Here is a 24,901-nt window from a genome sequence, read left to right on the forward strand (position 1 = left end):
CAACAGAACCGACAGGCTCCATGCGCGCACTGCAACTTATCGAGGACCGCCGTCTTGAAACGGTGGACCTGCCGCCTCCCCCGCCGCCATCGCTCGGCGAGGTAACACTGCGCATCAAGGCCGTGGCGCTGAACCATATCGACGTCTGGGGTTGGCGCGGCATGGCCTTCGCGAAGCGCAAGCTGCCACTGGTCGTCGGCGCCGAGGCCTCCGGTGAGGTCGAGGCCGTCGGCCCCGGCGTATCCAGCCTCCTGCCCGGACAATTGGTGTCGATCTACGGCGCGCGCACCTGCGGCCTTTGCCGCGCCTGCCGCGAAGGCCGCGACAATCTTTGCGAGCATGTCTCCGGCGTGCACGGCTTCCATCTCGATGGCTTCGCCCAGGAGAAGATCAACCTGCCGGCGCGGCTTCTGGTCCCTGCGCCGCCCGGCGTGAGCGAGATCGGCGCCGCTGTCGCGCCTGTCACCTTCGGCACGGTCGAGCACATGCTGTTCGACAATGCCAGGCTGCAGCCGGGCGAAACGATCCTCGTCCATGCCGGAGGCTCGGGCATCGGTTCCGCCGCCATCCAGCTGGCGAAGAAGATGGGCTGCACCGTGATCACCACGGTCGGCTCGAACGACAAGATCGACAAGGCGAAGGCGCTCGGCGCCGACCATGTCATCAACTACCGCGACGACCGCTTCGAAGGCGTCGTGCGCAAGCTGACCAAGAAGAAGGGCGTCGACGTCGTGTTCGAGCATGTCGGCGCCGACACCTTTGCCGCCTCGATGCTGTGCCTGAAGCGCGGCGGGCGCCTGGTCACTTGCGGTTCTACGTCGGGCGTGTCGACGCAAATCAATTTGATGCAGCTTTTCCAGCAGCAGCTGAAGCTGCTCGGCTCGTTCGGCTGCCGCATGGAGAATATGGCCGACGCCATGCAGAAGATGGCGGCGGGCCTCGTCGCGCCGGTGATCGACACCGAAGTCGGCTTCGACGACATCGATGCCGCGCTGAAGCGCATGGAAGGCCGCGACGTGTTCGGCAAGATCATCCTGCGCGTCGACTAGGAATGGTCGGCAAAGCCTTCAAGAAAGTCCGCAGGGACCTGGCGTTTCGCTACGGCCGGCCGCTTCGCCAGATGGAGCACTGGCTGGTCGCGCGCGTCGCGATGACGATCATTTCGCTGCTGCGCTTGCTGCCGCCCGACAGTGCGCTCAACTTCGCCGACCGCGTCGCCCGCCGCATCGGTCCATTGGTCGGGCGCCACCGCGTCGCGACCAGTAATCTGCGCCTCGCCTATCCCGAGAAGAGCGACGCCGAGATTGAGGCCATCGCCTTGGACATGTGGGGCAACATGGCCCGCCTCGCCGCCGAGTACATCTTCCTCGACGCGCTTTTCGACTACGATCCGAAAGCGACGACGCCTGGCCGGGTTGAGGTCCGCGGCGTCGAGCATTTCCTTGAGATCGCCGGCGAAGACAAGCCGCACATCCTGTTCACCGGCCATCTCGGCAATTTCGAACTTTTGCCGGTGGCCGCCGCCACCTTCGGCATGAAGATCACGGCGCTGTTTCGTCCGCCCAACAATCCCTATCTGGCCGACTACATCCATTCGACCCGCCGTTCGACGATGGGCGCCTTGCTGCCCTCTTCGACCGGCGCTTCATTCGCGCTTGCCGCGATCCTGGAAAACGGCGGCAATATCGGCGTGCTGGTCGACCAGAAGTTCTCGAGCGGGCTGGAGACGACCTTCTTCGGCCGCCCCTGCCAGAGCAATCCGGTGTTGGGCATGCTGGCCCGCCACTATGATTGCGACGTCTATCCGGCGCGATGCGTGCGGCTACCGGGCAACCGGTTCCGCCTCGATATCGAGGACAAGCTGACCTTGCCGCGCACCGAAGGTGGCAGCGTCGACGTGCCGGCCACAACCCAGCTTCTCGCCGACGTGGTCGAGCGCTGGGTGCGCGAGGATCCTGGACAATGGATGTGGTTCCACAAGAGGTGGGAGATCAGCGGCCGGCGTCGCCGCCAGCGCGGGCGAGCAATGGACGCTGCCCGCCAGTAACCACAAGCGCCTGCCCCGGGCTAGTCGGTGACGACGATCCGCGTGTTGCCGTAACCGGCTTCCCGCACCATCGAGTAGAAGGTCGCGGCATTGGCCGTGTGCAGGCGCACGCAGCCATGCGAGGCCGGGCGCCCAAGATACTTCACAGCACCCGTGCCGTGGATGGCGTAGCCGCCGCGGAAGAACACCGAATAGGGCATCGGCGACATGTCGTATTTGCGCGAATACCACATCCGCGCCGTCCATTGCGGGCGGTACTTGCCGCGCGGCGTGATGTAACCCTTGCGGGCGGTGGACACGCTCCACCGGTAAACCACCTGACCATAACGGCTGACGGTCATCGTCTGCGAAGATATGTCGATGTTGGCTACGAGAGCGGCTGCCTTGCTTTCGATTGAAGTGCCGAACAGCGCCGTTGCCAATATCGCCGCCATGAGAACGGTCTTTTTCATGCGATCAAACCCCTTTGATTGCCCTTGCCCGCTGCCATCACGTTATTTTTCATGCTTTTAATGGCAGGTGAATGAAGTAACACACACTCATTGATAAATTCGCCAATCTAAAGCAGCGAATTTGAACGATTTTCCCGTCATAGTTGCCGCTGTGACACGCAGTTTCAGCGGCTTCAGCATCATGCTTGCAAAATGACCCGGTTCGCTGCTCAACTCCGGAAATGAACGAACGACTCCTGAAGGCCGTCGACGCTCGGGTCGACGACTTGGTTGCACTGACCGCCGAGCTGATCCGCTTTCCGACCATCAATCCGCCCGGCGAAGCCTACAGGCCGTGCGCGGAATACATTGGTGCGCGGCTGAAGAAGCACGGCTTCGAAACCGAGTTCATCCGCGCCGAAGGCACACCCGGCGACACCGACCGCTATCCGCGTGTCAATGTCGTCGCCCGTTTCGACGGCCGCTCGCCCGGCGCCTGCGTGCATTTCAACTCGCATATCGATGTCGTCGAGGCCGGCGACGGCTGGAGCGTCGATCCCTTCGCCGGCCTGGTGAAGGACGGCAAGGTCTATGGTCGCGGCGCCTGCGACATGAAGGGCGGGCTTGCCTCCTCCATCATTGCTGCCGAAGCTTTCATGGAGGTCTTCCCCGACTTTCCGGGCGCCATCGAGGTATCGGGCACGGTCGATGAGGAGTCCGGCGGCTTCGGCGGCGTCGCCCATCTGGCCAAGCTCGGCTATTTCTCGAAGCCCAGGGTCGACCACGTCATCATTCCGGAGCCGCTGAACAAGGATCGCATTTGTCTCGGCCATCGCGGCGTCTGGTGGGCGGAGATCGAGACCAAGGGCGAGATCGCGCATGGCTCGATGCCGTTCCTCGGCGACAATGCGGTGCGCCACATGGGCGCCGTGCTGCAGGCCTTCGAGGATGAATTGTTTCCGGCCCTCGACCGCAAGATGACGCGCATGCCGGTGGTGCCCGAGGGCGCCAGGCGCTCGACCATGAACATCAATTCGATCCATGGCGGTCAGACCGAGGATTTCCGGCCTGGGCTGCCCTCACCCAACGTGCCCGATTCCTGCCGGCTGACCATCGACCGCCGCTTCCTGCTCGAAGAGGATCTTGCCACGGTCAAAAGCGAAGTGACCGATATCCTCGAGCGGCTGAAGCGGGAGCGCAAGAAATTCGACTACGAGATCCGCGACCTGATGGAGGTGCTGCCGCTGATGACCGAGCGCGACGCGCCGGTGGTCAAGGCGGTGGCGCAGGGGATCATGGCGATCTTCGACCGCGAGCCGGACTATGTGATCTCGCCCGGCACCTACGACCAAAAGCACGTTGCCCGCATCGGCCACATCTATGACTGCATCGCGTATGGTCCGGGCATTCTCGATCTCGCGCACCGGCCCGACGAATGGGTTGGCATTGCCGATATGGTGGAATCGGCCAAGGTGATGGCGATCGGGCTCAACGTGCTGCTGCGCGGCACGGCAGCGGGATGATCCGGCGCAAAGAGGTCAGCGCCGATCGACGACGCGATCCGAGGAAAAACATTCCCCCTGGCGCTGCCCGGCAGCACGAAACGCAATTTACTCCACCTCGAAATCACGCTTCTATCCACCCGGTTTGAGCATATGGGAGTTGCACGATGAAATTGTGGAAAACCATTCTTGCCGCTGCGGCCCTGGCGCTTGCCGCCAGCACCTCGTCATTTGCCGCGCGCACCGACCTGGTCATCGGCATTCCGCTCGAACCCCCGCATCTCGACCCGACCGCGGGCGCCGCGGCGGCGATCGACGAAGTGCTCTACGCCAACGTGTTCGAGGGCCTGACCCGCATCGGCCCAAACGGCGAGGTGCTGCCTGATCTCGCAGAGAGCTGGGCCATTTCCGATGACGGCAAGGTCTACATCTTCAAGCTGCACACTGGCGTGAAATTCCACGACGGCAGCGACTTCAATGCGGACGACGTAAAATTCTCGCTCGACCGCGCCAGAGCCGACAATTCAGTCAATGCGCAAAAGGGCCTGTTCGCGGCCATAGACAAGGTCGACGTGGTCGACCCGGCGACCGTGAAGGTGACGCTAAAGAACCCTCAAGGCTCCTTTCTCTACAATATGGGCTGGGGCGACGCGGTGATGGTGGCGCCGGAGTCCGCCGACACCAACAAGGAAAAGCCCATCGGCACCGGCCCGTTCAAGTTCCAGAGCTGGGCCAAGGGGTCGTCGATCACGCTTGTGAAATCGGACAATTACTGGGGCGCTCCGGTAGCGCTCGACAAGGCCGAGTTCCGCATTGTTCCGGACGCCGCGGCCGCCGTGCCGGCACTGCTTTCCGGCGACATCCAGGCCTTCCCGTTCTTCGATCCCGACAGCGTCGCCCAGGTCAAGGACGACCCGCGCTTCAAGGTGGTGATCGGCTCGACCGAGGGCGAGACCATCCTGTCGATCAACAACAAGAAACCGCCTTTCGACAAGCTGCAGGTCAGGCAGGCGATTTCCTACGCGCTCGACCGCAAGGCGATCATCGACGGCGCCTCGGCCGGCCTCGGCGTGCCGATCGGCTCGCATATGTCGCCAGCCAACAAGGACTATGTCGACCTCACCGGCCGCTATCCGCATGATGTCGCCAAGGCCAAGGAACTCTTGAAGGAGGCCGGCCTCGAGAACGGCTTCAAGGCAACACTGAAGCTGCCGCCGCCTTCCTATGCGCGGCTCGGAGGCGAGATCATCGCCTCGGAGCTTCGCGACGTCGGCATCGATCTGGAGATCATTCCGGTCGAATGGGCGCAGTGGCTGGATCAGGTGTTCACCAAGAAGGACTACGACCTGACCATCGTCTCGCACACCGAGCCCAACGACATCGATATCTATTCGCGCAAGGACTACTACTTCAACTACGACAATCCGGCCTTCGACAAGATCATCGCCGATCTCAACCTCACCTCCGACGAGGCCAAGCGCAAGGAGCTTCTGGGACAGGCCCAGAAGATCCTCGCCGATGATGCCGTGGTCGGTTTCCTCTATGAATTGCCGAAGGTTGGCGTCTGGGACGCCAAGCTGCAGGGGCTGTGGGAAAACGCACCGATCCAGGCGAATGATCTCACCAAGGTGAAGTGGAGCGAGTGAGGGCTGCTGGCCAAGGGCGAAACTTGCGTTCCCTCACATCCCCCTCTGCCCTGCCGGGCATCTCCCCCTCAAGGGGGGAGATTGGCAGTTTCAGCGCCACCGCTCTCGTTGCGACGCTGGTGGTTAGCGAAAGCCTCGATGAGAGCGCAATCTCCCCCCATGAGGGGGAGATGTCCGGCAGGACAGAGGGGGGCGCAACAGAGCAATATCTTTCGGTCTTAGCGGCTGGCAACGTAGCAGTTCTTCCGCCGCCATGACCGCTTACCTCCTCAAACGCCTCATCATCGCACTCGCCACGCTGGTGCTAGCCTCCATGGTGGTGTTCGCAGTGCTTGAGATCATCCCCGGCGATCCGGCGCGGCTGATGCTGGGCCTGAACGCCAGCGCCGATCAGGTCGAGGTGCTGCGCAACCAGATGGGCCTCAATGCGCCTCTCGCCATTCGCTACCTGCACTGGGCCGGCGGCTTGCTCAGCCTCGATTTCGGCCGCTCCTACACCTATTCGGTGCCGGTGATCGATCTCGTGCGCGAGCGCATCGTCGTCTCGCTGCCGCTGGCGCTGATCGCGCTCGCTCTCTCCACGATCATTGCCATTCCGGTTGGGCTCTATTCCGCCAGCCGGCGCGGGCGGGCGGGCGATGCGATTGCCATGGGCGCCACGCAGTTCGGCGTCGCCGTGCCGAACTTCTGGTTCGCGCTGATGCTGATCTACCTCTTTGCCGTCTGGCTGCGACTGGTGCCGGCCGGAGGCTTTCCGGGCTGGAGTGCCGGCGTCTGGCCGGCATTGAAATCGCTGCTGTTGCCGGCCGTAGCACTCGCTCTGCCGCAGGCGGCGATCCTCGCCCGCGTCGCACGCTCGGCGCTGATCGAGGTGCTCAACGAAGACTACATCCGCACGGCGCGTGCGAAGGGCCTGCCCTATCGCGCGGTGCTCTGGCGGCATGCGCTGCGCAACGCCATGATCCCGGTGCTGACCATTCTCGGCTTGCAATTCGCCTTTCTGCTCGCCGGCACCATCATCATCGAGAATGTCTTCTACCTGCCCGGCCTGGGACGGCTGGTCTTCCAGGCGATCACCCAGCGCGACCTGATCGTCGTCGAAAGCGTCGTCATGTTGCTGGTCGCCGCCGTCATTGCCGTCAACCTCATCGTCGACCTCTCCTATGCGGTGGTCGATCCGCGCCTGAGAAGCCGGCAATGACGCTGCACGTCGACATCCCCGAAGAGACCCTTGCCGGCATTCTGGCCAAGGCGTTCCGCAATCGATCGTTCCTCATCGGCCTCGTCATCACCGCGCTGGTGGCGGCAGTGGCGATCCTCTCCTATGTCTGGACGCCCTACGACGTCACCAGACTGGTGATATCGGACAAGACGCAAGGCCCTTCGCTGACGCACTGGTTCGGCACCGATCATTTCGGCCGCGACATCCTGTCGATGATCATGGTCGGCGCCCGCAACTCGATTGCGGTGGCCCTGGTCGCGGTCGGCATCGGCATGGGCGTCGGCGTGCCGCTCGGCGCCTTCGCCGCGGCGCGCGGCGGCCTTGTCGACGAAGTGCTGATGCGCATGAACGATCTCGTCTTCGCCTTCCCGGCCCTGCTTTCGGCGATCATGATCACCGCCATCTTCGGGCCGGGCGCCATCAACGCCATCATCGCCATCGGCATCTTCAACATCCCGGTGTTTGCGCGTGTGGCGCGGGCCGGCGCGCTGGCGATCTGGCCTCGCGAATTCATCCTCGCCGCGCGCGCCGCCGGCAAAGGCAGCACGCTGATCACCATCGAACATATCCTGCCCAACATCGCCACGCTGCTCCTGGTGCAAGGCACGATACAGTTCGCGCTCGGCATCCTCGCCGAGGCCGGGCTTTCCTATGTCGGCCTCGGCGCCCAGCCGCCGATGCCGAGCTGGGGCCGCATGCTATTCGACGCCCAGACCCGCATGGTGGTGGCGCCGTGGATGGCGATCTTCCCTGGCATGGCGATCGTCGTCACTGTGCTTGGCCTCAATCTGCTCGGCGACGGTATCGCCGACATCCTCGACCCGAAATCGCGGCGGCAGCGATGAGCCTGCTCGAGATCGAGAACCTCTCGCTGGCGATCGGCGACACGCCGATCCTGAAGGGTGTCGAGCTTTCCGTCGCGCCCGGCGAGGTGATGGGCCTGGTCGGCGAATCCGGCTCCGGCAAGTCGATGACAGCGCTAACAGTGATGCAGCTCCTGCCTTTCGCGGCGCGCGCCACTGGACGCGTCACCTTCGACGGCATCGACATTCTTGCCGCCAGCGAGGACCAGATGTGCGCGCTGCGCGGCGACGACATCGGTATGGTGTTCCAGGAGCCGATGACCGCGCTCAACCCGGTCAAGACCATCGGCGAACAAGTGGCCGAAGGCATCCGCTGGCACACAAGGTCAAGCCGCGCCGAGGCCGAGGACAGGGCGCGAAAAATGCTCGACCGGGTCGGCCTGCCGGCAGCACTATTCCCGCTGTCGCGCTATCCGCACGAGCTGTCCGGTGGCCAACGCCAGCGCGTCGTCATCGCCATCGCCTGTGCATTGAAGCCGAAACTGCTGATCGCCGACGAGCCGACGACGGCACTCGACGTGGTGCTTCAGGCGCAGATCCTCGATCTCTTGCGCGACCTCGTCGTGGAAAACCGCATGGGCCTGCTGCTGATCTCGCACGACCTCGCGGTCGTGACCGAGATGGCTGATCGCATCACCATCCTGCGCCATGGCGAGGTGATGGAGGCCGGCGACACCGCGCGCACGCTCTCCGAACAGCTCCACCCCTACACGCGCCAGTTGGCACAGGCCTCCATGCATGTGCCGGCCCGCCCCAGAGTGCATGAGGCCGGTCAGGGCAAGCCGCTGCTTCAGGTCGAAGGCGTGACGCGCGATTACCCGGGACGGCGCATGTCCCTGTTCAAGCGCGCCACAGCGGTCCGCGCCGTCGACGACGTGTCCTTGTCGATCGCGCCTGGCCAGTCGGTGGCGCTGGTCGGGCGCTCCGGCTGCGGCAAGTCCACGCTTGCCCGCATGATCCTGGCGCTGGACAGATCGACTTCAGGAACGATCCGCTTTCGCGGCGAGACCATCACCGGCAAGAGCGAAGCGGAACTCAAGCCGGCGCGGCGCGACATGCAGGTGGTGTTCCAGGATCCTTACGGCTCCTTCGACCCGCGCCAGAAGGTCGAGAAACTTGTGGCCGAACCGCTGCATGTGCTGGACAAGAAGCCAGCGCCTGCGGAGCGGCGCGAGATGGTGGCGCACGCGCTGCACGAGGTCGGCCTCGGCCCGCGCGACATGGACAAATACCCGCATGAATTTTCCGGCGGCCAGCGTCAGCGCCTGTCGATCGCCCGCGCCATCATCACCCGTCCGAAACTGGTCGTCGCCGACGAGCCGGTCTCGGCGCTCGATGTCTCGATCCGCGCCCAGATCCTCGACCTGTTCGCCGAGCTCAACCAGAAGCTCGGCATCGCCTATCTGTTCATCACCCACGACCTGACTGTCGCCCGCGCCATCACCGACGAGGTGCTGGTCATGCATGACGGCAGGATCGTCGAGCGCGGCAAGACGAGCGAGGTGCTGGACCATCCGCAATCGGAGGCAGCCAAGGCCCTGGTCGCCGCCGCTCCCGATCTGCATCGGGCCATCGCGCGGCGATTGCAGGAACAGGGGTGAGCGACCGGTTCGCGAAGCGAATTCATCGTGCCGGTGGCACGATGAAAGGTCAGCGAACGCCGGGACGCTGCGAAGCAGCGGGGACCCGGCCGGGCGACCGTCAAGAAAAAGCCTATTCTTCCGGCTTCACCACATCGACCGGGCTGATGTCGAGCAGGTCGAGCGTGCGGCGCAACAGCCGCACCTCGCTCTCGGCCAGTTGCGAGTCGGCCTTGGCGATCTCGGCCATATGGCGGGCGAGCAGCTTGCGCCGCTCGACGTCGAGGTCGCGGAATTGCGCAACGGCCTGCGAGCCGTTGGTCTCGTAGCCGAACTCGTTGAGATACTCGATGACGTTGTCGATGCTGGCCTCGGGAATGCCAAAGGCCTCCTTGCAGATGCGGCGGAAGGCGACCATTTCGCTCTCTGAGACCGACCCATCAGCCAGGATCATGCGAAACAGCATCAAGAGTTCCGCTGACAGCACCGGGTCGTCGGCGACCTTGCGCACACCGGGATCGCCTTCGAAGATCGAGCGTATCTGGTCAAGCAATGCGAACGCCATCAGAGCCCCTTTCCGATTCCTGTCAAATAGGTAGCGCGGAATCGGCCTTGCGCAAACGGGGTAGCGATGGTCGAACGCGCACAATTCTTGCGCCGGGCGAAATCCTCCTCGCCCCGCGTGGCGTTCGCGATAAAGCGCCCAGCCGACGCGGCGAACCCGCTGCGCACCTTGATTGGTGTATGACCCCGCGCCTGTTAGAATGCCGGCGTACGAATCATGTTGGAGGAGCCACACATGAATCTTAGTGCACCTACTCAGCTTATTTTCATTATAGCCCTTGTCATCGCCATCATCGGCGTTCTCGCCGCTCTTGGCGTTCTTGCGTTCATTCCCCTCGCATCAGTTTGGATCGTGCTCATCGCCTACATCGTGCTTGCCGGCGGCTGCATGATGCGCGGCGCCTAGGCACTTCAAGATCTCAGGTAACCGCGAAGCGCCCGGTCCCAAGCCGGGCGCTTTTGATTTTGACGCATGGTCTGCTAGTTTCCTTTGCCGGAGGAGATGCCGTGGCCACCGATAGCGAAGAGCCTGATCCGAGTCGGTTCGAGATGGTGCGTCGCCTGCCCGGCCCGCAGCTTCAGGGCGCGGTCACCGACATGTGCGGCTACCGCGAGACGATTTCAGGCTATTTCCGCAGCGTCGAATATGCCTCGCTGACCGTGCCGCTGGTGATCAGCTTCGCCGAGCCTTTCGCCATCGGTCTGGGCAAGAACCCCGGCGACAACGATCGCTTCGCCAGCTTTGCCGCCGGCCTTTTTGCCGGGCCGGTGGTGATCGAATCCTTCGGCGGCGCTTGCTGCGTGCAGATCAATTTCACGCCGCTCGGCGCCCGCCGTTTCTTTGGCCAGCCGATGAGCGAATTGACTGACCGCATGGTTGGCCTCGACGATGTGCTTGGCCTCGAGGGCATCACGCTGCGCGAAAGGCTCGGCGATGCGCGGGATTGGAACGCCCGCTTCGCCATAGCCGAGAGCTTCGTCGCTGCCCGGTTGGCTTCGACAGATCCCATGCAGGCCGAAATCGGCTGGGCCTATGACAGCATTATCGCCTCCGGCGGGCGCACCCGCGTCGCCACGCTGGCCGGAAGACTGGGCTGGAGCCGCAAGCACCTTGCGGGAAAGTTTTCCGACGCGGTCGGCGTCGGCCCGAAGACACTGTCGCGCATCGTCCGCTTCAACCGCGCGCTTGGCCTGTCGAGACAGGACAAAAGCGATTGGGCCGACATCGCCGCCGATTGCGGCTATGCCGACCAGGCGCATCTGGTGCGCGAGTTCCGCGACCTCGCCGGCGAGACGCCGACCGCAATCGCCGCCGGGTAACATTTCTTCAAGACGCCGCAGCGACCTTTGCCCAGACTGGGTTATCGACCAACCCTAGTTGAAGGAGGTTCCCCAATGCCCACGACCAGCGAAGCGTCCCGGCTCTACCCTGCCCTGCGTTACAAGAACGCAGCAAAGATGATCGACTGGCTCGGCGATGCGTTCGGCTTCACCGTTCGCGCCCGCTATGGCGAGGGCGATATCGTCCACCACGCCGAACTGGTCTTCGGCTCCTCGATGATCATGCTGGGCACCGCGCGCAACGACGATTACGGCAAGATGGTTGGCGAGCCGGGCTCAGGCGGTGGCAAATCGATCTACGTCGCCGTCGACGATGCCGACGTCGCCTATGCCAGGGCCAAAAAGGCTGGCGCCACGATCATCCAGGAACTTGTTGACCGCGATTACGGCAGCCGCGAATTCATCTGCCGCGATTCCGAAGGCAATGTCTGGTCCTTCGGCACCTACTGGCCGAAGGCCGGCGAAAAGGCGTAGGCAGCTCTAACGAGCCAGCGCAAAAATCGCGTCGCAGTCGAGATGGCTTTCCAGTTCGGCGGCGACCTCGTCCAGTGCCCGTTCGACCTCGGCGCGATAGTCTATGCCGCCGCCCCTGACGCCGAGGCTTTCCAGGAATCTTGCCCGGAAAGCGTCGGCGGAAAACAGCCCGTGCAGATAGGTGCCCATCACCTTGCCGTCGGCGGAAACCGCTCCGTCCTCGACACCATTGATGACGGCCGAAGGTCGCGCCATGTCCGGACCGGTGGTGCGGCCGAGATGGATCTCGTAACCTTCCAGCGGCAGGTCGAACTGTAGCGACCGGGCGCTGGAATTGCGCACGATCTTTTCCGGCTCCATCACCGTTTCGAAGTCGAGCAGACCGAGGCCTTCTGCCTCGGTGACGCTGCCTTCGATTCCGTCGGGATCGCGCACCATGCGGCCCAGCATCTGAAAGCCACCGCAGATGCCGACGACATGGCCGCCGCGTTTGCGATGCGCGAGAAGGTCGCGATCCCAGCCATTGTCGCGAAATTTCAGCAGATCGCCGATCGTCGATTTGGAGCCGGGAATGACCACCAGCCCGGCGTCTTCCGGGAACCGCTGTCCGGGCGGCACGAACACCACCTCGACCTGCGGTTCGGCCTTGAGCGGATCGAGGTCGTCGAAGTTGGCGATGCGGCCAAGCATCGGCACGGCCACTTTCAGCGCACGCTTCTCGCCTGATGCCAGCCGTTCGAGCACCACCGAATCCTCCGAAGGCAAGCGCGCTGCCGCCTTCAGCCATGGCACGACGCCGAAGCAGCGCCAGCCGGTGAATTTCTCGATCGCCTTGATGCCGTCGTCGAACAGCGAGACATCGCCGCGGAACTTGTTGATGAGGTAGCCGACGATCATGCGCCGGTCGTCTTCAGGCAGGATCAGATGCGTGCCGGCGACCGAGGCGATGACGCCGCCGCGGTCGATGTCGCCGACCAGGATCACCGGTACGTTGGCGCGCGTCGCAAAGCCCATGTTGGCGATGTCGCGGCTGCGAAGATTGATTTCGGCCGGCGACCCCGCGCCCTCGACGATGACCAGGTCGGCGCCCTCGCCAACCTTGGCCCAGGACTCCAGCACGGCCTCCATCAGCCGGCCCTTCATGGCCTGGTAGTCGCGCGCCCTGGCCTCGCCGAACACTTTGCCCTGCACCACCACCTGCGAGCCGATATCGGTCTGCGGCTTGAGCAGCACCGGGTTCATGTGGACAGACGGCGCAACACCGCAGGCGATCGCCTGCAGCCACTGCGCGCGGCCGATCTCGCCGCCACCGGCATTGTTGTCGCCGGGAATGTCGGCGACGGCGGCGTTGTTGGACATGTTCTGCGGCTTGAACGGCCGCACCTTCAGCCCGCGTTTCTTCGCCGCGCGGCACAGGCCCGCCACCAGCACGGTCTTGCCGACATCAGAGCCGGTGCCTTGCAGCATGATCGCCCTGGCCATCACGCCCTGCCCTGTTCAACGGTGCCGGTGATTTCGGACTTCTGCGTCAGCGGCCCGCCGCGCCAGATATAGAGCGCCAGCAGCGGCTGCTCGGCCGTGCGCATGGCGTGGCTGACATTCGAGGCATGGTGGATCACCTCGCCGGCCTCGCGAACCTCAAAGCCGCCCTCACCCATGCGCCATTCCGTGCCGCCGGTCAGCGGAACGTAGATCTCCTCGGCAATGTGATGGTGGTCGGGATAGACGATGCCAGGCCCGAGGATCAGCAGGCCGGCCGCGACCTCGTCATTGGCGAAATGGCCACGCGTGCCGAACACCTCCAGCCAGCCATATTTTTCCAGGAATGCCGCGCCGAAATCGGGCACGCTGTAGGTCTGCCCCCAGCGGAATTCGTTCCGGCGCCGGGCCAGCAGCCGCGTCAACGGCCTGGCGTCGGCCGGAGCAAGCTCGACAATACGATCGAGGTGGCGAAGGCAAGGTAGCGCATGCGGCGCCAGTGCACGGGCCGTCATGTTCCACTCGATTTGCGCCACGGCGTCCCGCACCAGCGGGCTGTCCACCGTATCCAGATAGCCATGGAAGCCATCGAGGAGGTCATTGAAATTTGTCGGCACTCTTTGCTCCGCTGGATCCATTCGCGCACAGCCGCTTCACCGATCGTCGGGTTGCGCGGCGGCATCATTGGTCTAGATTGAGCAGCGCGCAAAGCCAAAAACGACAGGCCAGAGACCGGCCAAGGACATAGGGAGCACGCCATGGACGCCGCGGTCGATGCGAGCACCAGCCAGTTCGAACTCAACGAGGAGCAGCGTGCCATACAGGAGATGGCGCAAGCCTTCGCTGCCGACCGCGTCGCGCCCAACGCGCTCGACTGGGACCGGGCGAAGCATTTCCCCGCCGACGTGATCCGCGAAACCGGCCCGCTCGGCCTTGGCGGCATCTATGTTCGCGACGATGTCGGCGGCTCGGCCTTGGGACGGCTCGACGCCGTGCTGATCTTCGAGGCGCTGTCGCGTGCCGACCCAGCCTTTTCCTCCTTCATCTCGATCCACAACATGGTGGCCTCGATGATCGACCGTTTTGGCAGCGAGGAGCAGCGACAGCGCTTCCTGCCGAAGCTGACGTCTATGGAATGGTTGGCAAGCTACTGCCTGACCGAGCCCGGCTCCGGCTCGGATGCGGCAGCGCTGAAGACGCGTGCGGTGAAAAGCGGCAGCGACTATTTGCTGAACGGCGCCAAGCAGTTCATCTCTGGCGCCGGCGACAGCGACCTCTATGTCGTCATGGCGCGCACCGGCGCCGACGGGCCGAGGGGCATTTCCACCTTCGTCGTGCTGAAGGATGCGCCTGGCCTCTCCTTCGGCGCCAACGAGCACAAGATGGGCTGGCACATGCAGTCGACCCGCCAGGTCATCTTCGAGGACTGCAAGGTGCCGGCGGAAAACCTGCTTTCGGGCGAAGGCGCCGGTTTCGGCATCGCCATGGCCGGCCTCGACGGCGGCCGGCTCAATATCGCGGCCTGTTCGCTCGGCGGCGCGCAATCGGCGCTCGACAAGGCGCTCGCCTACACCGCGGAGCGCAAGGCCTTCGGGTCGAAGATCAACCAGTTCCAGGCGCTGCAGTTCAAGCTCGCCGACATGGAGACCGAGCTGCAGGCGGCCAGGATGTTCCTCTACACCGCCGCCTCGAAGCTCGACCGCAAGGCACCCGACGCCGGAAAATGGTCGGCCATGGCCAAGCGCTTCGTCACCGACACCGGCTTCAACGTCGCCAACGACGCCCTACAACTGCATGGCGGCTACGGCTATTTGCACGACTACGGCATCGAGAAACTAGTGCGCGACCTGCGCGTCCACCAGATCCTCGAGGGCACCAACGAGATCATGCGGGTCATCATCGCCCGCGCGCTGATCGGCCGCTGACGCCAATGCATGTCGCCCAAAAGTGCGCAGCGGTTTTGGGATAACGACATGCATCAAAACAAAAGACCGGGAGACATTTCGATGACCACCATCGCCTTCATCGGCCTCGGCAATATGGGCAATCCGATGGCCGCCAATTTGGTCAAGGCTGGGCATGCGGTGCACGGCTTCGACCTGCTGCCGGAGAACCTCGCCGTCGCCAGGGAGCATGGCGTCGTCATCATGGCCAATGCGGTTGCCGCGGTGAAGGACGCCGATGCGGTCATCACCATGCTGCCGGCCGGCAAACATGTGCTGTCGGTCTATGAGGACATCGCCCCCAAGGCGAAGAAAGGCGCGCTGTTCATCGATTCCTCGACCATCGACGTCGAATCGGCGCGCAAGGCGCATGCCATCGCAAGCAGGCATGGGCTGGCGTCGATCGACGCGCCGGTCTCCGGCGGCACTGGCGGCGCCGCTGCCGGCACGCTGACCTTCATGGCTGGTGGCTCGGACGACGCATTCGCGGCGGCCGAGCCGATCCTCAAGCCGATGGCCGGCCGCGTCGTCCATTGCGGCGGAGACGGCGCCGGACAGGCGGCAAAGATCTGCAACAACATGATCCTCGGCATATCGATGATCGGCGTCGCCGAGGCCTTCGTGCTGGCGGAAAAACTCGGGCTTTCGCACCAGGCGCTGTTCGATGTCGCCTCGACCTCGTCGGGCCAATGCTGGTCGCTGACCAGCTACTGCCCGGTGCCCGGCCCAGTTCCGGCGTCGCCTGCCAACCGCGACTACAAGCCCGGCTTTGCCGCCGCACTGATGCTGAAGGATCTGAAGCTGTCGCAGGAGGCCGCCCAAGGCGCCGGCGCAGTGACGCCGCTCGGCGCCGAGGCGACGCAGCTCTACGCGCTGTTCAACGAGCAGGGGAATGCCGGCGCCGATTTTTCCGGCATCATAAATTTCCTGCGCGGCGCTTCCAATTAAGCTTCGAATTTCACAGCGCTTTTTTCGCTTTTTCCGGCGGAACGACCGTAAATTTAGATTTGCTTAAGTTCTCGATAACCGACCGGTAACGATGTGCCTATAAAACGGACAGCGAGGCGGACATATCGCATCCGCCCGGCGCTCCGGATCAGGTCTCGCGTACCGGAGCCCGTAAGTTTCGCAAGTGTTTTGTTGGCGAAACGCCATGCGTATCTGGCAAAGCCGCGTTCCCGGTGGGGCGCGGTTTTTGCGTTTGGGTACCACTCATCCGCTTTGTACAGGTCAAGTCTTTGCCGACAGCCGGTGAAAATTCGCCTTTACGGCACGGCTGGCCGGCTTCAGCGCAGCGCTAAACGATCGCTCAGCGGCGATACCGTTGAACAGCGATGGCATGCGGCCAGAAAAAACTTCCGGCCAGAAGTGCGCCGTGGATTGCAACAGCTCCATTTGCGCGGCAAACGCGCCTTTGGCAATCGCGGCCGCTTTTTCATGAATGGCGCGAGCGGTCTCGGTTCCCCAGGCTTGGCCATTTCGCACATCTGCCGCCATCAGTGGCAGCCGCATCGCCGCCACCAGCGGCGCCAGCATCAGATCCTGGCCTATCGCGGCCGCTTCCAACGCCCGTCGGCTCTTGCCGGTTTTTGTCATGAAAATCGTTGCCCCAACTGCAGCCGGTGTGGCCTGTCCCGGACACTAAGCGCGATGTGGGCTATTCGTTCCCTGATATCATCAGGAAAGTTGGTTTGAGGCCGGGCGCCCGAAACAAAAGGCGCCCAGCCGTCATTCGTCTTAGCGCTTGCGCAGATCCGCTTCGGCGAGATCAAGCGCCTTGGCGATGCGCTCGCAGGCCATGTCGATGGTCTCGCGTGTCCAGATCAGCGGCGGCGACAGGATCATCGTGTCGCCGGTGGCCCGCAGCATCATGCCCTCGGCGATGGCGTGGTCGCGCACGGTGACGGCCGCACTGCCGGCCGGCAGGAAGCGCTCCTTGGTCGCCTTGTCCTTGACGATCTCGATCGCGCCCATCAGCCCGATCGAACGCACCTCGCCGACCAGATTGTGGCCGGCGATGCGCTCCTGCAGCGCCTGCGCGAAGTATGGCCCGGTGTCGTTCCTGACGCGATCGACAAGGCCCTCGCGCTCCATGATTTCGATGTTCTTCAGCGCCACGGCGCAGGCCACAGGGTGACCGGAATAGGTATAGCCGTGATAGAACTCGCCGCCCTTCTCGACCAGCGTCGCGGCAATACGGTCACCGACCAGCAGCGCCGACAATGGCTGGTAGCCTGAGGTCAGCGCCTTGGCCGTGGTGATGGTGTCGGGCTCGATGCCGAAGGTTTGCGCCGCGAACCACTCGCCGGTGCGGCCATAGCCGGTGATGACCTCGTCCAGCATCAGCAGCACATCGTATTTGCGGCAGATGCGCTGCACTTCCGGCCAATAGCTCATCGGCGGGATCTTCACCCCACCCGCGCCCATCACCGGCTCGCCGATGAAGGCGGCAACCTTGTCGGCGCCGGCTTCGAGGATGGCGTCCTCGACCGCCTTGGCCGCGCGCAGGCCGAAATCATGGTCGCTTTCGCCGGGCAGCGCCAACTCATAGGCATAGGGCATCATCACATGCACGATGTTGGGAACCGCGCCGCCGAGCTGCTTGTGCATCGGCTCCATGCCGCCGAGCGAGGTGCCGGCGATGGTCGAGCCGTGATAGCCCATCTTGCGCGAGATGATGCGGTTCTTCTCCGGTCGGCCTTCCAGCGCCCAGTAGTGGCGCACAAGCCGCAGTGCCGTGTCGTTGGCCTCCGAGCCGGATGAGCCGTAGAACACTTGGCTGACGCCCTTGGGCGCCAGTTCCGCCAGCTTCTTGGACAAAAGTACCGGCGTTGGCGTCGAGCATTTGAAGAAGGAGTTGTAGTAGGGCAGCTCCTTCATCTGGGCGTAGGCGGCCTCGGCCAGCTCGTCGCGGCCGTAGCCGACATTGACGCACCACAGCCCGGCCATGCCGTCGAGGATTTCCGTGCCGTCGGCGTCGTAGATGAACGGCCCATTGGCATGGGTGATGATACGCGAGCCGACCTCGCGCAATTCCTTGTGGTCGGTGAACGGATGCAGGTGATGAGCGGCGTCGATCTGCTGAAGCTGCTTCAGCGAATAATTCTGATAGGTCATGAGTTTGGTCTTTCCTCTTGAATCAATCCGGCAAGGCCGGGGCGGATTCGTCAGAGGAAGGCAGGCGGCGAATAGCCGATGCGGGCGCACAGGCGCAGAAGCTCGGCACGCAGCGTGCGCGGTGACGGCGTCACCGCCACCCCGAATGCGCTGGATGTCTTCATCAGAGCCATGGCGGCACCTTAAGCCGCCCGAGGCCTTGTGTTCAAGCCGTGGCGGTTAAAGCCCGCTGCAGGAAGACATAGCGCATCGCGGCCTGTGCCGCTTGCGGCCGGCGATCGCCGCGCCCGCCATGCCCGCCCTCGGTCTCCTCGAAGAACAGCGCTTTCGCATGGCCGGCGGCCTGCAGCCGCGCCGCCATCTTGCGCGCGTGGCCGGGATGGACGCGGTCGTCGGCGGTCGAGGTGGTCAAGAACACCGGCGGATAGGCGGCGTCGGCCTCGACATGCTGGTAGGGCGAGTAGGCGCCAAGCCACGCCGCCTCTTCCGGCTTCGAGGGATCGCCATATTCGGCCATCCAGGAAGCGCCGGGCGGCAGTTCGGTGTAGCGCAACATGTCGAGCAGCGGCACGTCTATGATGACGGCACCAAATAGCTCAGGGCGCTGGGTCAGCGAGACGCCGGTGAGCAGGCCGCCATTCGAGCCGCCCTGGATACCGAGCGAAGCCGCGGTGGCGATGCCGCGCCTGACGACATCCTGTGCAACCGCGGCGAAGTCGTCGAAGGCGTTCTGGCGGTTCCCCTTGAGCGCCGCCTGGTGCCAAGCCGGGCCGAACTCGCCACCGCCGCGGATGCTGGCCTGCACATAGGCATTGCCCTTCTCCAGCCAGAGCCTGCCGCGCACGCCGGCATAGCCGGGCAGCAGCGGCACTTCGAAACCGCCATAGCCGTAGAGCAGCGTCGGCACCGGCCCTTTCTGGTCGCGCCGCCGGACGACGAAATACGGGATCATGGTGCCGTCCTTCGAGCGCGCCTCGAACTGCTCGGAGACATAGGGCGAAGCGTCGAAGCGTGCCGGCTGCGACTTCACCGTCGCCAGCGTCTCGCCATCATTGTCCGACCAGATGATCGAGCTCGGCGTCAGGAAATCGGTGAAGGAGAAGGACACGCTGGCGCCGAAATGCTCGGCATGGCTGATACCGACATTGCCGTTTTCGGGCAGCGCGACGGGCTTCAGCGACCAGCCGCTGCCGACGCGGTCGCAGGCGATGACCTTGCCGCGCACATTGTCCATCAGATTGATGAACAGTCGCTCCTCTGTGCGCGCGAGCCCGGCGATCGAGACCCGGTGCGCCGGTTCGAGCACGGTTTCGACAGGCCCCAGCACCCCGGTTTCGATCCAGCTCTCGAAATCCACCGAATACAGAGCGTCGGGAAGGCAGCGCGTGCCGTCCGGCGCGGTCCAAGGGCTACGCACGCCGAAGATGAGTTGCCCCTTGAAGATCGCTGTGTCTGTGACGTCGTCCGGCAGCGGGATGCGCCTGTTCTCGCCTGAAGGCAGCCGCAGGAAGCTGTGCGAGGAGAAGAAGTCGATGGTGCGGGCGAGGAACAGGTGCCGCCTGTCGCCGTCGATCTCGACCCCGCCACCGGCCGCGAGATCCTGTTTTTCGGCCTCGAAGATCGGCGTCGCGTCTTCCAGTTTCGTGCCGCGCCGCCAGAGCTTGACCACGCGCGGATAGCCGGACTGGGTCTTGTCCTCCTCCTCGAAGGCGGCCGAGACAATCACCGTGTCCCTGTCCAACCAGGAGAAACCCGACTTCGAGGCTGGCGCGCGAAAGCCGTCCTCGACGAAGGATTTCGCCGCGATGTCGAACTCGCGCATCTCGCTGGCATCGCCGCCATCCGGCGACATCGAGACCAGGCAGTGGGTGAAGTCGGGATAGAGGCGGCTCGCCCCGCTGAACACCCATTTGACGCCATCCTTGGCCGAGAGCACGTCGAAGTCGATGATCGTTTCCCATTCGGGCTTGTCGGTCTTGTAGGAGGCGACCGTCGTGCGGCGCCAGAGCCCCAACACATTGGTCCTGTCCTGCCAGAAATTGTAGACATGGCCATTGAGCGCGGCGCCGACGGCGATGTTGTCCTCGGCCGTCATCAGGTCGAGCGCGGTTTCGAACGCGGCCTGGTAGGACGGATCGCCCTGCAATTCGCCGACCGTCACTTCATTCTGGCGATGCACCCAGTCGAGCGCCTCTTTGCCGGTCCTGTCTTCCAGCCAGAGATGCGGATCCTCGGCGGCGGATTCATTCAGGCGTTTTGTCGTCGATTGGGTCACGCGCGGTCTCCAAGGCGTTATCAGGCAGCCCTGCCTACATCGCGTTGCAGGCGCCCACATTCAAGATGGTGGCGTAAGGTCATCGCGACCGAAAGCGGCTTGCGTTCACACCATCCGCCGACGCAAGACGGTCGCCGCCGCCAGCGCCAGGCAGATAGCGCCGAGCGTGAACGGCAGGCCGGGCGCGCCGATCACATCCATGACGCCGCCGGTGAGCGGCGGCACGAGAATGCCGCCGACGCCCCACATCAGCGAGAAGGCAGCATTGCCGGCGACCAGGGCCGAGCCTGTAAAACGCTCGCCGAGTTCGACGATCGACATCGTGTAGATGCCGTAGGAAACCGCGCCCCAGACGAACACGCACGGCCAGATCAGCGGAGTCTCGATCAGCAGCGGCAACAGCGCGCAGCCGAGCACGGTCAGCGACACGCAGATGAACCGCACCAGGCGCGCCGTCAGCCGCTCCGCCAGCAGGCCGAGCGGCACCTGCATGGCGATGTTGCCGGCAATCATCACGGACAGCAGCGCCGACATACGGGCTTCGGCAATGCCGTAATGGGTGCCATAGACCGGAAGCAGCGCCAACACCGCTTGCTCGAAGCCGGCGGCCACGACGACCGTCGACAGCAGCAGCCAGGCCATCGGCATGAACCCCATCACCGAAACCCCGTGCCCGGCCTCGTCGACTTTAGGCAACCGAGGCAGCACCAACGCCAGGCAGCCACCGCAAAAAACGAAGGCGGCAATCCCTACCAGAAACGGCGGCCAGCCTTCGGTGCCGACGGCAAGCAGGCAGAGCGGACCGGCGGCGAAACCGGCCGAAATGATCGTCGAATAGACGCCCATGACGCGACCGCGCCGCGACGGTGGGGCAAGTGCGATCACCCAGATCTCACTAAGAACATAGAGCGGGTTGGTGACTACGCCGATCAGGAAGCGCAGCGGAAACCACAGATAGACATTCTGCGTCCAGCCGATCAGCGCCAGCACCAGCGCGGATAGGGCTGCACAGGTGAGCGCCGTGCGCCCGGCCCCGAACCGGCGGGCCAACGCCGGGATCAGCGGTGACGACAGGATGAAGCCGACCGGTGTCATCGCCGCCGAGAGGCCGATCATGGCCGGCGAGACGCCCTGGCGCTGCAGGATGAAGCTCAGCAGCGGATAGGAAAGCCCTTGCGCGATGGCGAACACCGAAACGGTCGCGATCACACCCGTGATCGCCGCCCATTGCATCGGCTCGTCTCTGCCAGTTTCCGCCAAATCCATGTGGGCAGCCTTAGCGGGTCGCCTGGATGGTCGTAAGCCCCGCCGGCGAAAACCGCTTGCTCCAGCCAAAGCCTTTCAGGAGCTTTTGCGTCTGGCTGAGCGGTAGAGCGCGAAAGCAATCAACACCGCATCGAGCCCGGCGATCACCGCCGGCAGGCCGAGCGGGCCGATCGCCTGCATCAGCGCACCGGCGCCGGGCGGGCCGACAATGCCGCCGGCGCCCCACATCAGCGCGAAGGCGGCATTGCCGGCGACAAGTGCCGTTCCCTTGAAGCGGCTGCCAAGCTCGACCAGCGCCATCGTGTAGACGCCGTAGCCGACCGCGCCCATTACCACCAGGACCGGCCAGACCAGCGGCGTCGTGATCAGCACCGGCAGCGATAACGCGCAAGCCGCCGTCGCCAGCGCGCAAAAAACGATCATCGCCCGGCCGCCGAAGCGTTCGGCCATCAGCCCAAGCGGAATCTGCAAGAGGATGTTGCCGGCCGACAGCGCCGTCACCAGCGCCGCCAGCTTCGCCTCGGGTAAGCCGTAGCCGGTACCGAAGACAGGGATAAGCGCATAGGTGCTTTGCTGCACCGCCGCCGAAACCAATACCGCCAACAGCAGCGCGGGCGCCAGCCTGGCGAAGCCGACAAGGCCGCCGGAAGCCTGGCCGTCCTCCTCGAAACCGGTCAACCTCGACGACACGGCGCGCAGGATCAGCGCGCAGAGCGCAAAGCCTGATATCGCCGCGACGAAGGGAGGCCAGCCCGACGCCCCGACGGTGATCAGGATCAGCGGTCCCGCCGCATAGCCGGCACCCATCAGCGCGTTGAACACGCCCATCACCCGGCCGCGGCGCGATGGCGGCGCCAGCGACAGCGCCCAGACCTCGCCGAGCACATAGAGCGGGTTGATGACCACGCCGACGAGAAAGCGGAGGATGAACCACGCGACCCAATCCTGCAGATAGCCGATGGCCAGGAAGCACAGCGCCCCGGTCAGCGAACAGCCGACGGCGAGATTGCGCGCGCCAACGAGGCGCACGGCGGCCGGCACGAACGGGGCCGAGAGTAGCAGGCCAACCGGCATCATCGCGGCGGAAAGCCCGATCGGCGCCGGCGACATGCCTTGCCGCTGCATCAAGAGCGTGAACAGCGGATAGCTCAGCCCTTGCGCGGCGCCGAACATGGCAAGCGCCGCGGTGACGCCGGCAAGCGCTGCCCATGGCGTTGCCGCCTCGCCATCGCGCGAATCGGTCGCGACCATGCTGCCATCCCTGTGAAAACGCCTACCTGCGGCCGGCAAGCTATCCGGCTAGCGGTTCGATCCGGGAAAAGGAAGGGCCGCCCCGGCAAATCCGCTGCGCCAAGTCACCTGGGCGCGCAGGTACCAGCAATCCTGCTGCCCTTCCGGCATGTCGCTTCCATCGCCCTAGTGGTCGCCGCCTCCGTACCGGCAGCATTGCCGCCGGTCCATTATGCCGCCCACTTTCGCATTCCATGAGGCCTGTCATGACCGCCGCCCTTCATCCCGCCGAACCGGCACTGGCAACCGACCGCGCCCGGCGCGGCGGCCGCGCGGGAAAGCGCGCCGGCGGCTCGGCCGCGTTCGAGCAGCCGCCCTTTCGTCAACTCAGAAACCCGCTGACGCCGACCAAGCTGGTGTCCGACGACGAGCTGGAATCGATCCACCTCGCCTCCTTGCGGGTGCTCAGGGAAATCGGCGTCGACGTGCTGCATGACGAGGCACGGCACATCATGAAGGCCCATGGCGCCGATGTGCGCGAAGGCAGCGAGCGGGTGCGCTTCGACAGCGACATGATCCTCGAACTGGTTTCACATTGCCCGCCGGAATTCACCATCCACGCCCGCAACCCGGTGCACAATGTGCGCTTCGGCGGCAACAATCTGATCATCTCGATGATGGCCTCGGCGCCCAACTGCTCCGATATCGATCGCGGCCGCCGGCCCGGCAGCCAGGCGGACTACCGCAACTTCCTGCGCTTGGCGCAGATGCACAACATCCTGAACTGTACCGGCGGCTATCCGGTCGAGCCGATCGACATCCATCCGTCGGTCCGCCACCTCGAATGCATCCGCGACCTCAGCCTGCTCACCGACAAGGTGTTCCACATCTATTCGCTCGGCAAGGAGCGCAATGTCGACGGCATCGAGATCGCCAGGATCGCGCGCGGCATCAGCCACGAACAGTTGCTCGAGCAACCGTCGGTATTCACCATCATCAACACCAACTCGCCGCTCAAGCTCGACGTGCCGATGATGGAAGGCATCATCCAGATGTCGAGCAAGGGCCAGGTCGTCATCGTCACGCCGTTCACGCTGTCCGGCGCCATGGCCCCGGTGACCATCGCCGGCGCGCTGGTGCAGCAGAACGCCGAGGCATTGTCCGGCATCGCCTTCGCTCAAATGGTGAGGAAGGGCGCGCCTGTCGGCTATGGCGGCTTCACCTCCAATGTCGACATGAAGTCCGGCGCGCCGGCCTTCGGCACACCCGAATACATGAAGGCGCAGTTGGTCGGCGGCCAGCTCGCCCGCCGCTACAACATCCCCTACCGCACCTCCAACACCTGCGCCGCCAACACGGTCGACGCGCAGGCCGCCTATGAAAGCGTGTTCTCGCTGTGGGGCGCCATCCAGGGCGGTGGCAATCTGATGATGCATGCGGCCGGCTGGCTCGAAGGCGGCCTGCGCTGCTCCTACGAGAAGACCATCCTCGACATCGACCTGCTGCAGATGGTGACCGAATTCCTGACCCCGCTCGACCTGTCCGAGGAGGCGCTGGGCTTCGACGCCATCCAGTCGGTCGGCCCGGGCGGCCATTTCTTCGGCACCCAGCACACACAGGACCGCTACAAGACCGCGTTCTATTCGCCGATCCTTTCCGACTGGCGCAATTTCGAGACCTGGGCGGAAGCCGGATCGCCGACGGCGATCGAGAAGGCAAACAAGGTCTGGAAGGAGCGGCTGGCTTCCTATGAGGAACCCTACATCGACCCGGCGATCCGCGAGGAACTCAACGACTTCGTCGACAAGCGCCGCGCCGAAGGCGGCGCACCGACCGATTTCTGATCGCCATGATCGGCCGTGCCGGTTGTTCGCGACCTGCTTTCACTCATTCTGACTCCACATTGCACAAAACGGACCTA

23 protein-coding genes are annotated in these 24,901 nt (G+C 64.3%); 13 read left to right on the plus strand and 10 right to left on the minus strand.

Annotated features, from left to right (window positions below; translation table 11 throughout):
- Window positions 1-20: 20 nt before the first annotated feature.
- Both DH08_RS33920 and DH08_RS33925 read left to right on the plus strand, forming a co-directional pair.
- Window positions 21-1,049, plus strand: coding sequence for a zinc-binding dehydrogenase (locus DH08_RS33920; RefSeq protein WP_192183558.1), 1,029 nt, complete (start codon window positions 21-23; stop codon window positions 1,047-1,049).
- Window positions 1,050-1,051: 2 nt separating this feature from the next.
- Window positions 1,052-2,047: a lipid A biosynthesis lauroyl acyltransferase gene (locus DH08_RS33925; protein WP_192183559.1), complete on the plus strand. Its 996-nt coding sequence runs from the start codon at window positions 1,052-1,054 to the stop codon at window positions 2,045-2,047.
- A gap of 20 nt (window positions 2,048-2,067) precedes the next feature.
- On the opposite strand, the gene DH08_RS33930 is transcribed toward DH08_RS33925, so the two are convergent.
- Complete coding sequence (locus DH08_RS33930) at window positions 2,068-2,499, minus strand: L,D-transpeptidase (protein WP_006203384.1); 432 nt, start codon at window positions 2,497-2,499, stop codon at window positions 2,068-2,070.
- Window positions 2,500-2,720: 221 nt separating this feature from the next.
- On the opposite strand from DH08_RS33930, the gene DH08_RS33935 reads away from it, so the two are divergent.
- From DH08_RS33935 to DH08_RS33955, 5 genes are all read left to right on the plus strand, one after another.
- Window positions 2,721-4,001, plus strand: a complete 1,281-nt coding sequence (locus tag DH08_RS33935; RefSeq protein WP_192183560.1) for an acetylornithine deacetylase/succinyl-diaminopimelate desuccinylase family protein — start codon at window positions 2,721-2,723, stop codon at window positions 3,999-4,001.
- A gap of 146 nt (window positions 4,002-4,147) precedes the next feature.
- Window positions 4,148-5,626 carry an ABC transporter substrate-binding protein gene (locus DH08_RS33940; RefSeq protein WP_192183561.1) on the plus strand — a complete coding sequence of 493 codons (1,479 nt, stop codon included), beginning with the start codon at window positions 4,148-4,150 and terminating at the stop codon, window positions 5,624-5,626.
- A gap of 253 nt (window positions 5,627-5,879) precedes the next feature.
- A complete protein-coding gene (locus DH08_RS33945) occupies window positions 5,880-6,827 on the plus strand; it encodes an ABC transporter permease (RefSeq protein ID WP_192183562.1) in 948 nt (315 codons plus the stop codon).
- Window positions 6,824-7,693 carry an ABC transporter permease gene (locus DH08_RS33950; RefSeq protein ID WP_192183563.1) on the plus strand — a complete coding sequence of 290 codons (870 nt, stop codon included), beginning with the start codon at window positions 6,824-6,826 and terminating at the stop codon, window positions 7,691-7,693. The genes DH08_RS33945 and DH08_RS33950 overlap by 4 nt, the downstream gene beginning before the upstream one ends.
- Window positions 7,690-9,312, plus strand: a complete 1,623-nt coding sequence (locus tag DH08_RS33955; protein WP_192183564.1) for an ABC transporter ATP-binding protein — start codon at window positions 7,690-7,692, stop codon at window positions 9,310-9,312. Before DH08_RS33950 ends, DH08_RS33955 begins: the two co-directional genes overlap by 4 nt.
- Before the next feature lie 112 nt (window positions 9,313-9,424).
- On the opposite strand, the gene DH08_RS33960 is transcribed toward DH08_RS33955, so the two are convergent.
- Window positions 9,425-9,856 carry a TerB family tellurite resistance protein gene (locus DH08_RS33960; protein WP_006203377.1) on the minus strand — a complete coding sequence of 144 codons (432 nt, stop codon included), beginning with the start codon at window positions 9,854-9,856 and terminating at the stop codon, window positions 9,425-9,427.
- A 234-nt stretch (window positions 9,857-10,090) separates the two neighbouring features.
- On the opposite strand from DH08_RS33960, the gene DH08_RS33965 reads away from it, so the two are divergent.
- From DH08_RS33965 to DH08_RS33975, 3 genes are all read left to right on the plus strand, one after another.
- Window positions 10,091-10,261, plus strand: coding sequence for a hypothetical protein (locus DH08_RS33965; RefSeq protein ID WP_006203375.1), 171 nt, complete (start codon window positions 10,091-10,093; stop codon window positions 10,259-10,261).
- 143 nt (window positions 10,262-10,404) lie between these two features.
- A complete protein-coding gene (locus tag DH08_RS33970; RefSeq protein ID WP_192183596.1) occupies window positions 10,405-11,175 on the plus strand; it encodes a helix-turn-helix domain-containing protein in 771 nt (256 codons plus the stop codon).
- A gap of 75 nt (window positions 11,176-11,250) precedes the next feature.
- On the plus strand, window positions 11,251-11,670 hold the full coding sequence (locus tag DH08_RS33975; RefSeq protein ID WP_192183565.1) for a VOC family protein: 420 nt from the start codon (window positions 11,251-11,253) through the stop codon (window positions 11,668-11,670).
- A 6-nt stretch (window positions 11,671-11,676) separates the two neighbouring features.
- Here DH08_RS33975 and DH08_RS33980 read toward each other — a convergent pair whose 3' ends face one another.
- Both DH08_RS33980 and DH08_RS33985 read right to left on the minus strand, forming a co-directional pair.
- Complete coding sequence (locus DH08_RS33980) at window positions 11,677-13,152, minus strand: cobyric acid synthase (RefSeq protein ID WP_192183566.1); 1,476 nt, start codon at window positions 13,150-13,152, stop codon at window positions 11,677-11,679.
- Window positions 13,152-13,766 (minus strand): dimethylsulfonioproprionate lyase family protein, encoded by a 615-nt coding sequence (locus DH08_RS33985; RefSeq protein ID WP_192183567.1) that lies wholly within the window; start codon window positions 13,764-13,766, stop codon window positions 13,152-13,154. Before DH08_RS33985 ends, DH08_RS33980 begins: the two co-directional genes overlap by 1 nt.
- Before the next feature lie 141 nt (window positions 13,767-13,907).
- On the opposite strand from DH08_RS33985, the gene DH08_RS33990 reads away from it, so the two are divergent.
- Both DH08_RS33990 and mmsB read left to right on the plus strand, forming a co-directional pair.
- Window positions 13,908-15,074: an isobutyryl-CoA dehydrogenase gene (locus tag DH08_RS33990; RefSeq protein ID WP_192183568.1), complete on the plus strand. Its 1,167-nt coding sequence runs from the start codon at window positions 13,908-13,910 to the stop codon at window positions 15,072-15,074.
- An 81-nt stretch (window positions 15,075-15,155) separates the two neighbouring features.
- Window positions 15,156-16,040 (plus strand): 3-hydroxyisobutyrate dehydrogenase, encoded by an 885-nt coding sequence (gene mmsB / locus DH08_RS33995; RefSeq protein ID WP_192183569.1) that lies wholly within the window; start codon window positions 15,156-15,158, stop codon window positions 16,038-16,040.
- Window positions 16,041-16,322: 282 nt separating this feature from the next.
- On the opposite strand, the gene DH08_RS34000 is transcribed toward mmsB, so the two are convergent.
- The 6 genes from DH08_RS34000 to DH08_RS34025 all read right to left on the minus strand — a co-directional run bounded on the left by DH08_RS34000 (window position 16,323) and on the right by DH08_RS34025 (window position 23,001).
- Entirely contained in the window at window positions 16,323-16,688 is a 366-nt protein-coding gene (locus DH08_RS34000; protein WP_192183570.1) for a hypothetical protein, read from the minus strand.
- Window positions 16,689-16,829: 141 nt separating this feature from the next.
- Window positions 16,830-18,209: an aspartate aminotransferase family protein gene (locus DH08_RS34005; RefSeq protein WP_192183571.1), complete on the minus strand. Its 1,380-nt coding sequence runs from the start codon at window positions 18,207-18,209 to the stop codon at window positions 16,830-16,832.
- Window positions 18,210-18,259: 50 nt separating this feature from the next.
- Window positions 18,260-18,382 carry a capsid protein gene (locus DH08_RS34010; RefSeq protein WP_120012998.1) on the minus strand — a complete coding sequence of 41 codons (123 nt, stop codon included), beginning with the start codon at window positions 18,380-18,382 and terminating at the stop codon, window positions 18,260-18,262.
- 32 nt (window positions 18,383-18,414) lie between these two features.
- Window positions 18,415-20,484: a prolyl oligopeptidase family serine peptidase gene (locus DH08_RS34015; RefSeq protein WP_192183572.1), complete on the minus strand. Its 2,070-nt coding sequence runs from the start codon at window positions 20,482-20,484 to the stop codon at window positions 18,415-18,417.
- A 105-nt stretch (window positions 20,485-20,589) separates the two neighbouring features.
- Window positions 20,590-21,750 carry an MFS transporter gene (locus tag DH08_RS34020; protein ID WP_192183573.1) on the minus strand — a complete coding sequence of 387 codons (1,161 nt, stop codon included), beginning with the start codon at window positions 21,748-21,750 and terminating at the stop codon, window positions 20,590-20,592.
- Between the two features lie 75 nt (window positions 21,751-21,825).
- Window positions 21,826-23,001, minus strand: coding sequence for an MFS transporter (locus tag DH08_RS34025; protein ID WP_192183574.1), 1,176 nt, complete (start codon window positions 22,999-23,001; stop codon window positions 21,826-21,828).
- Between the two features lie 245 nt (window positions 23,002-23,246).
- Here DH08_RS34025 and DH08_RS34030 point away from each other — a divergent pair, with 245 nt between their 5' ends.
- The gene (locus DH08_RS34030) at window positions 23,247-24,824 is read left to right on the plus strand and encodes a trimethylamine methyltransferase family protein (protein ID WP_192183575.1); all 1,578 of its coding nucleotides are present in this window, start codon (window positions 23,247-23,249) and stop codon (window positions 24,822-24,824) included.
- The last annotated feature ends 77 nt before the right edge of the window (window positions 24,825-24,901 follow it).

The sequence above is a fragment of the Mesorhizobium amorphae genome (assembly GCF_014843845.1).
In the GTDB taxonomy this organism is placed as follows: Bacteria; Pseudomonadota; Alphaproteobacteria; order Rhizobiales; family Rhizobiaceae; genus Mesorhizobium; species Mesorhizobium amorphae_A.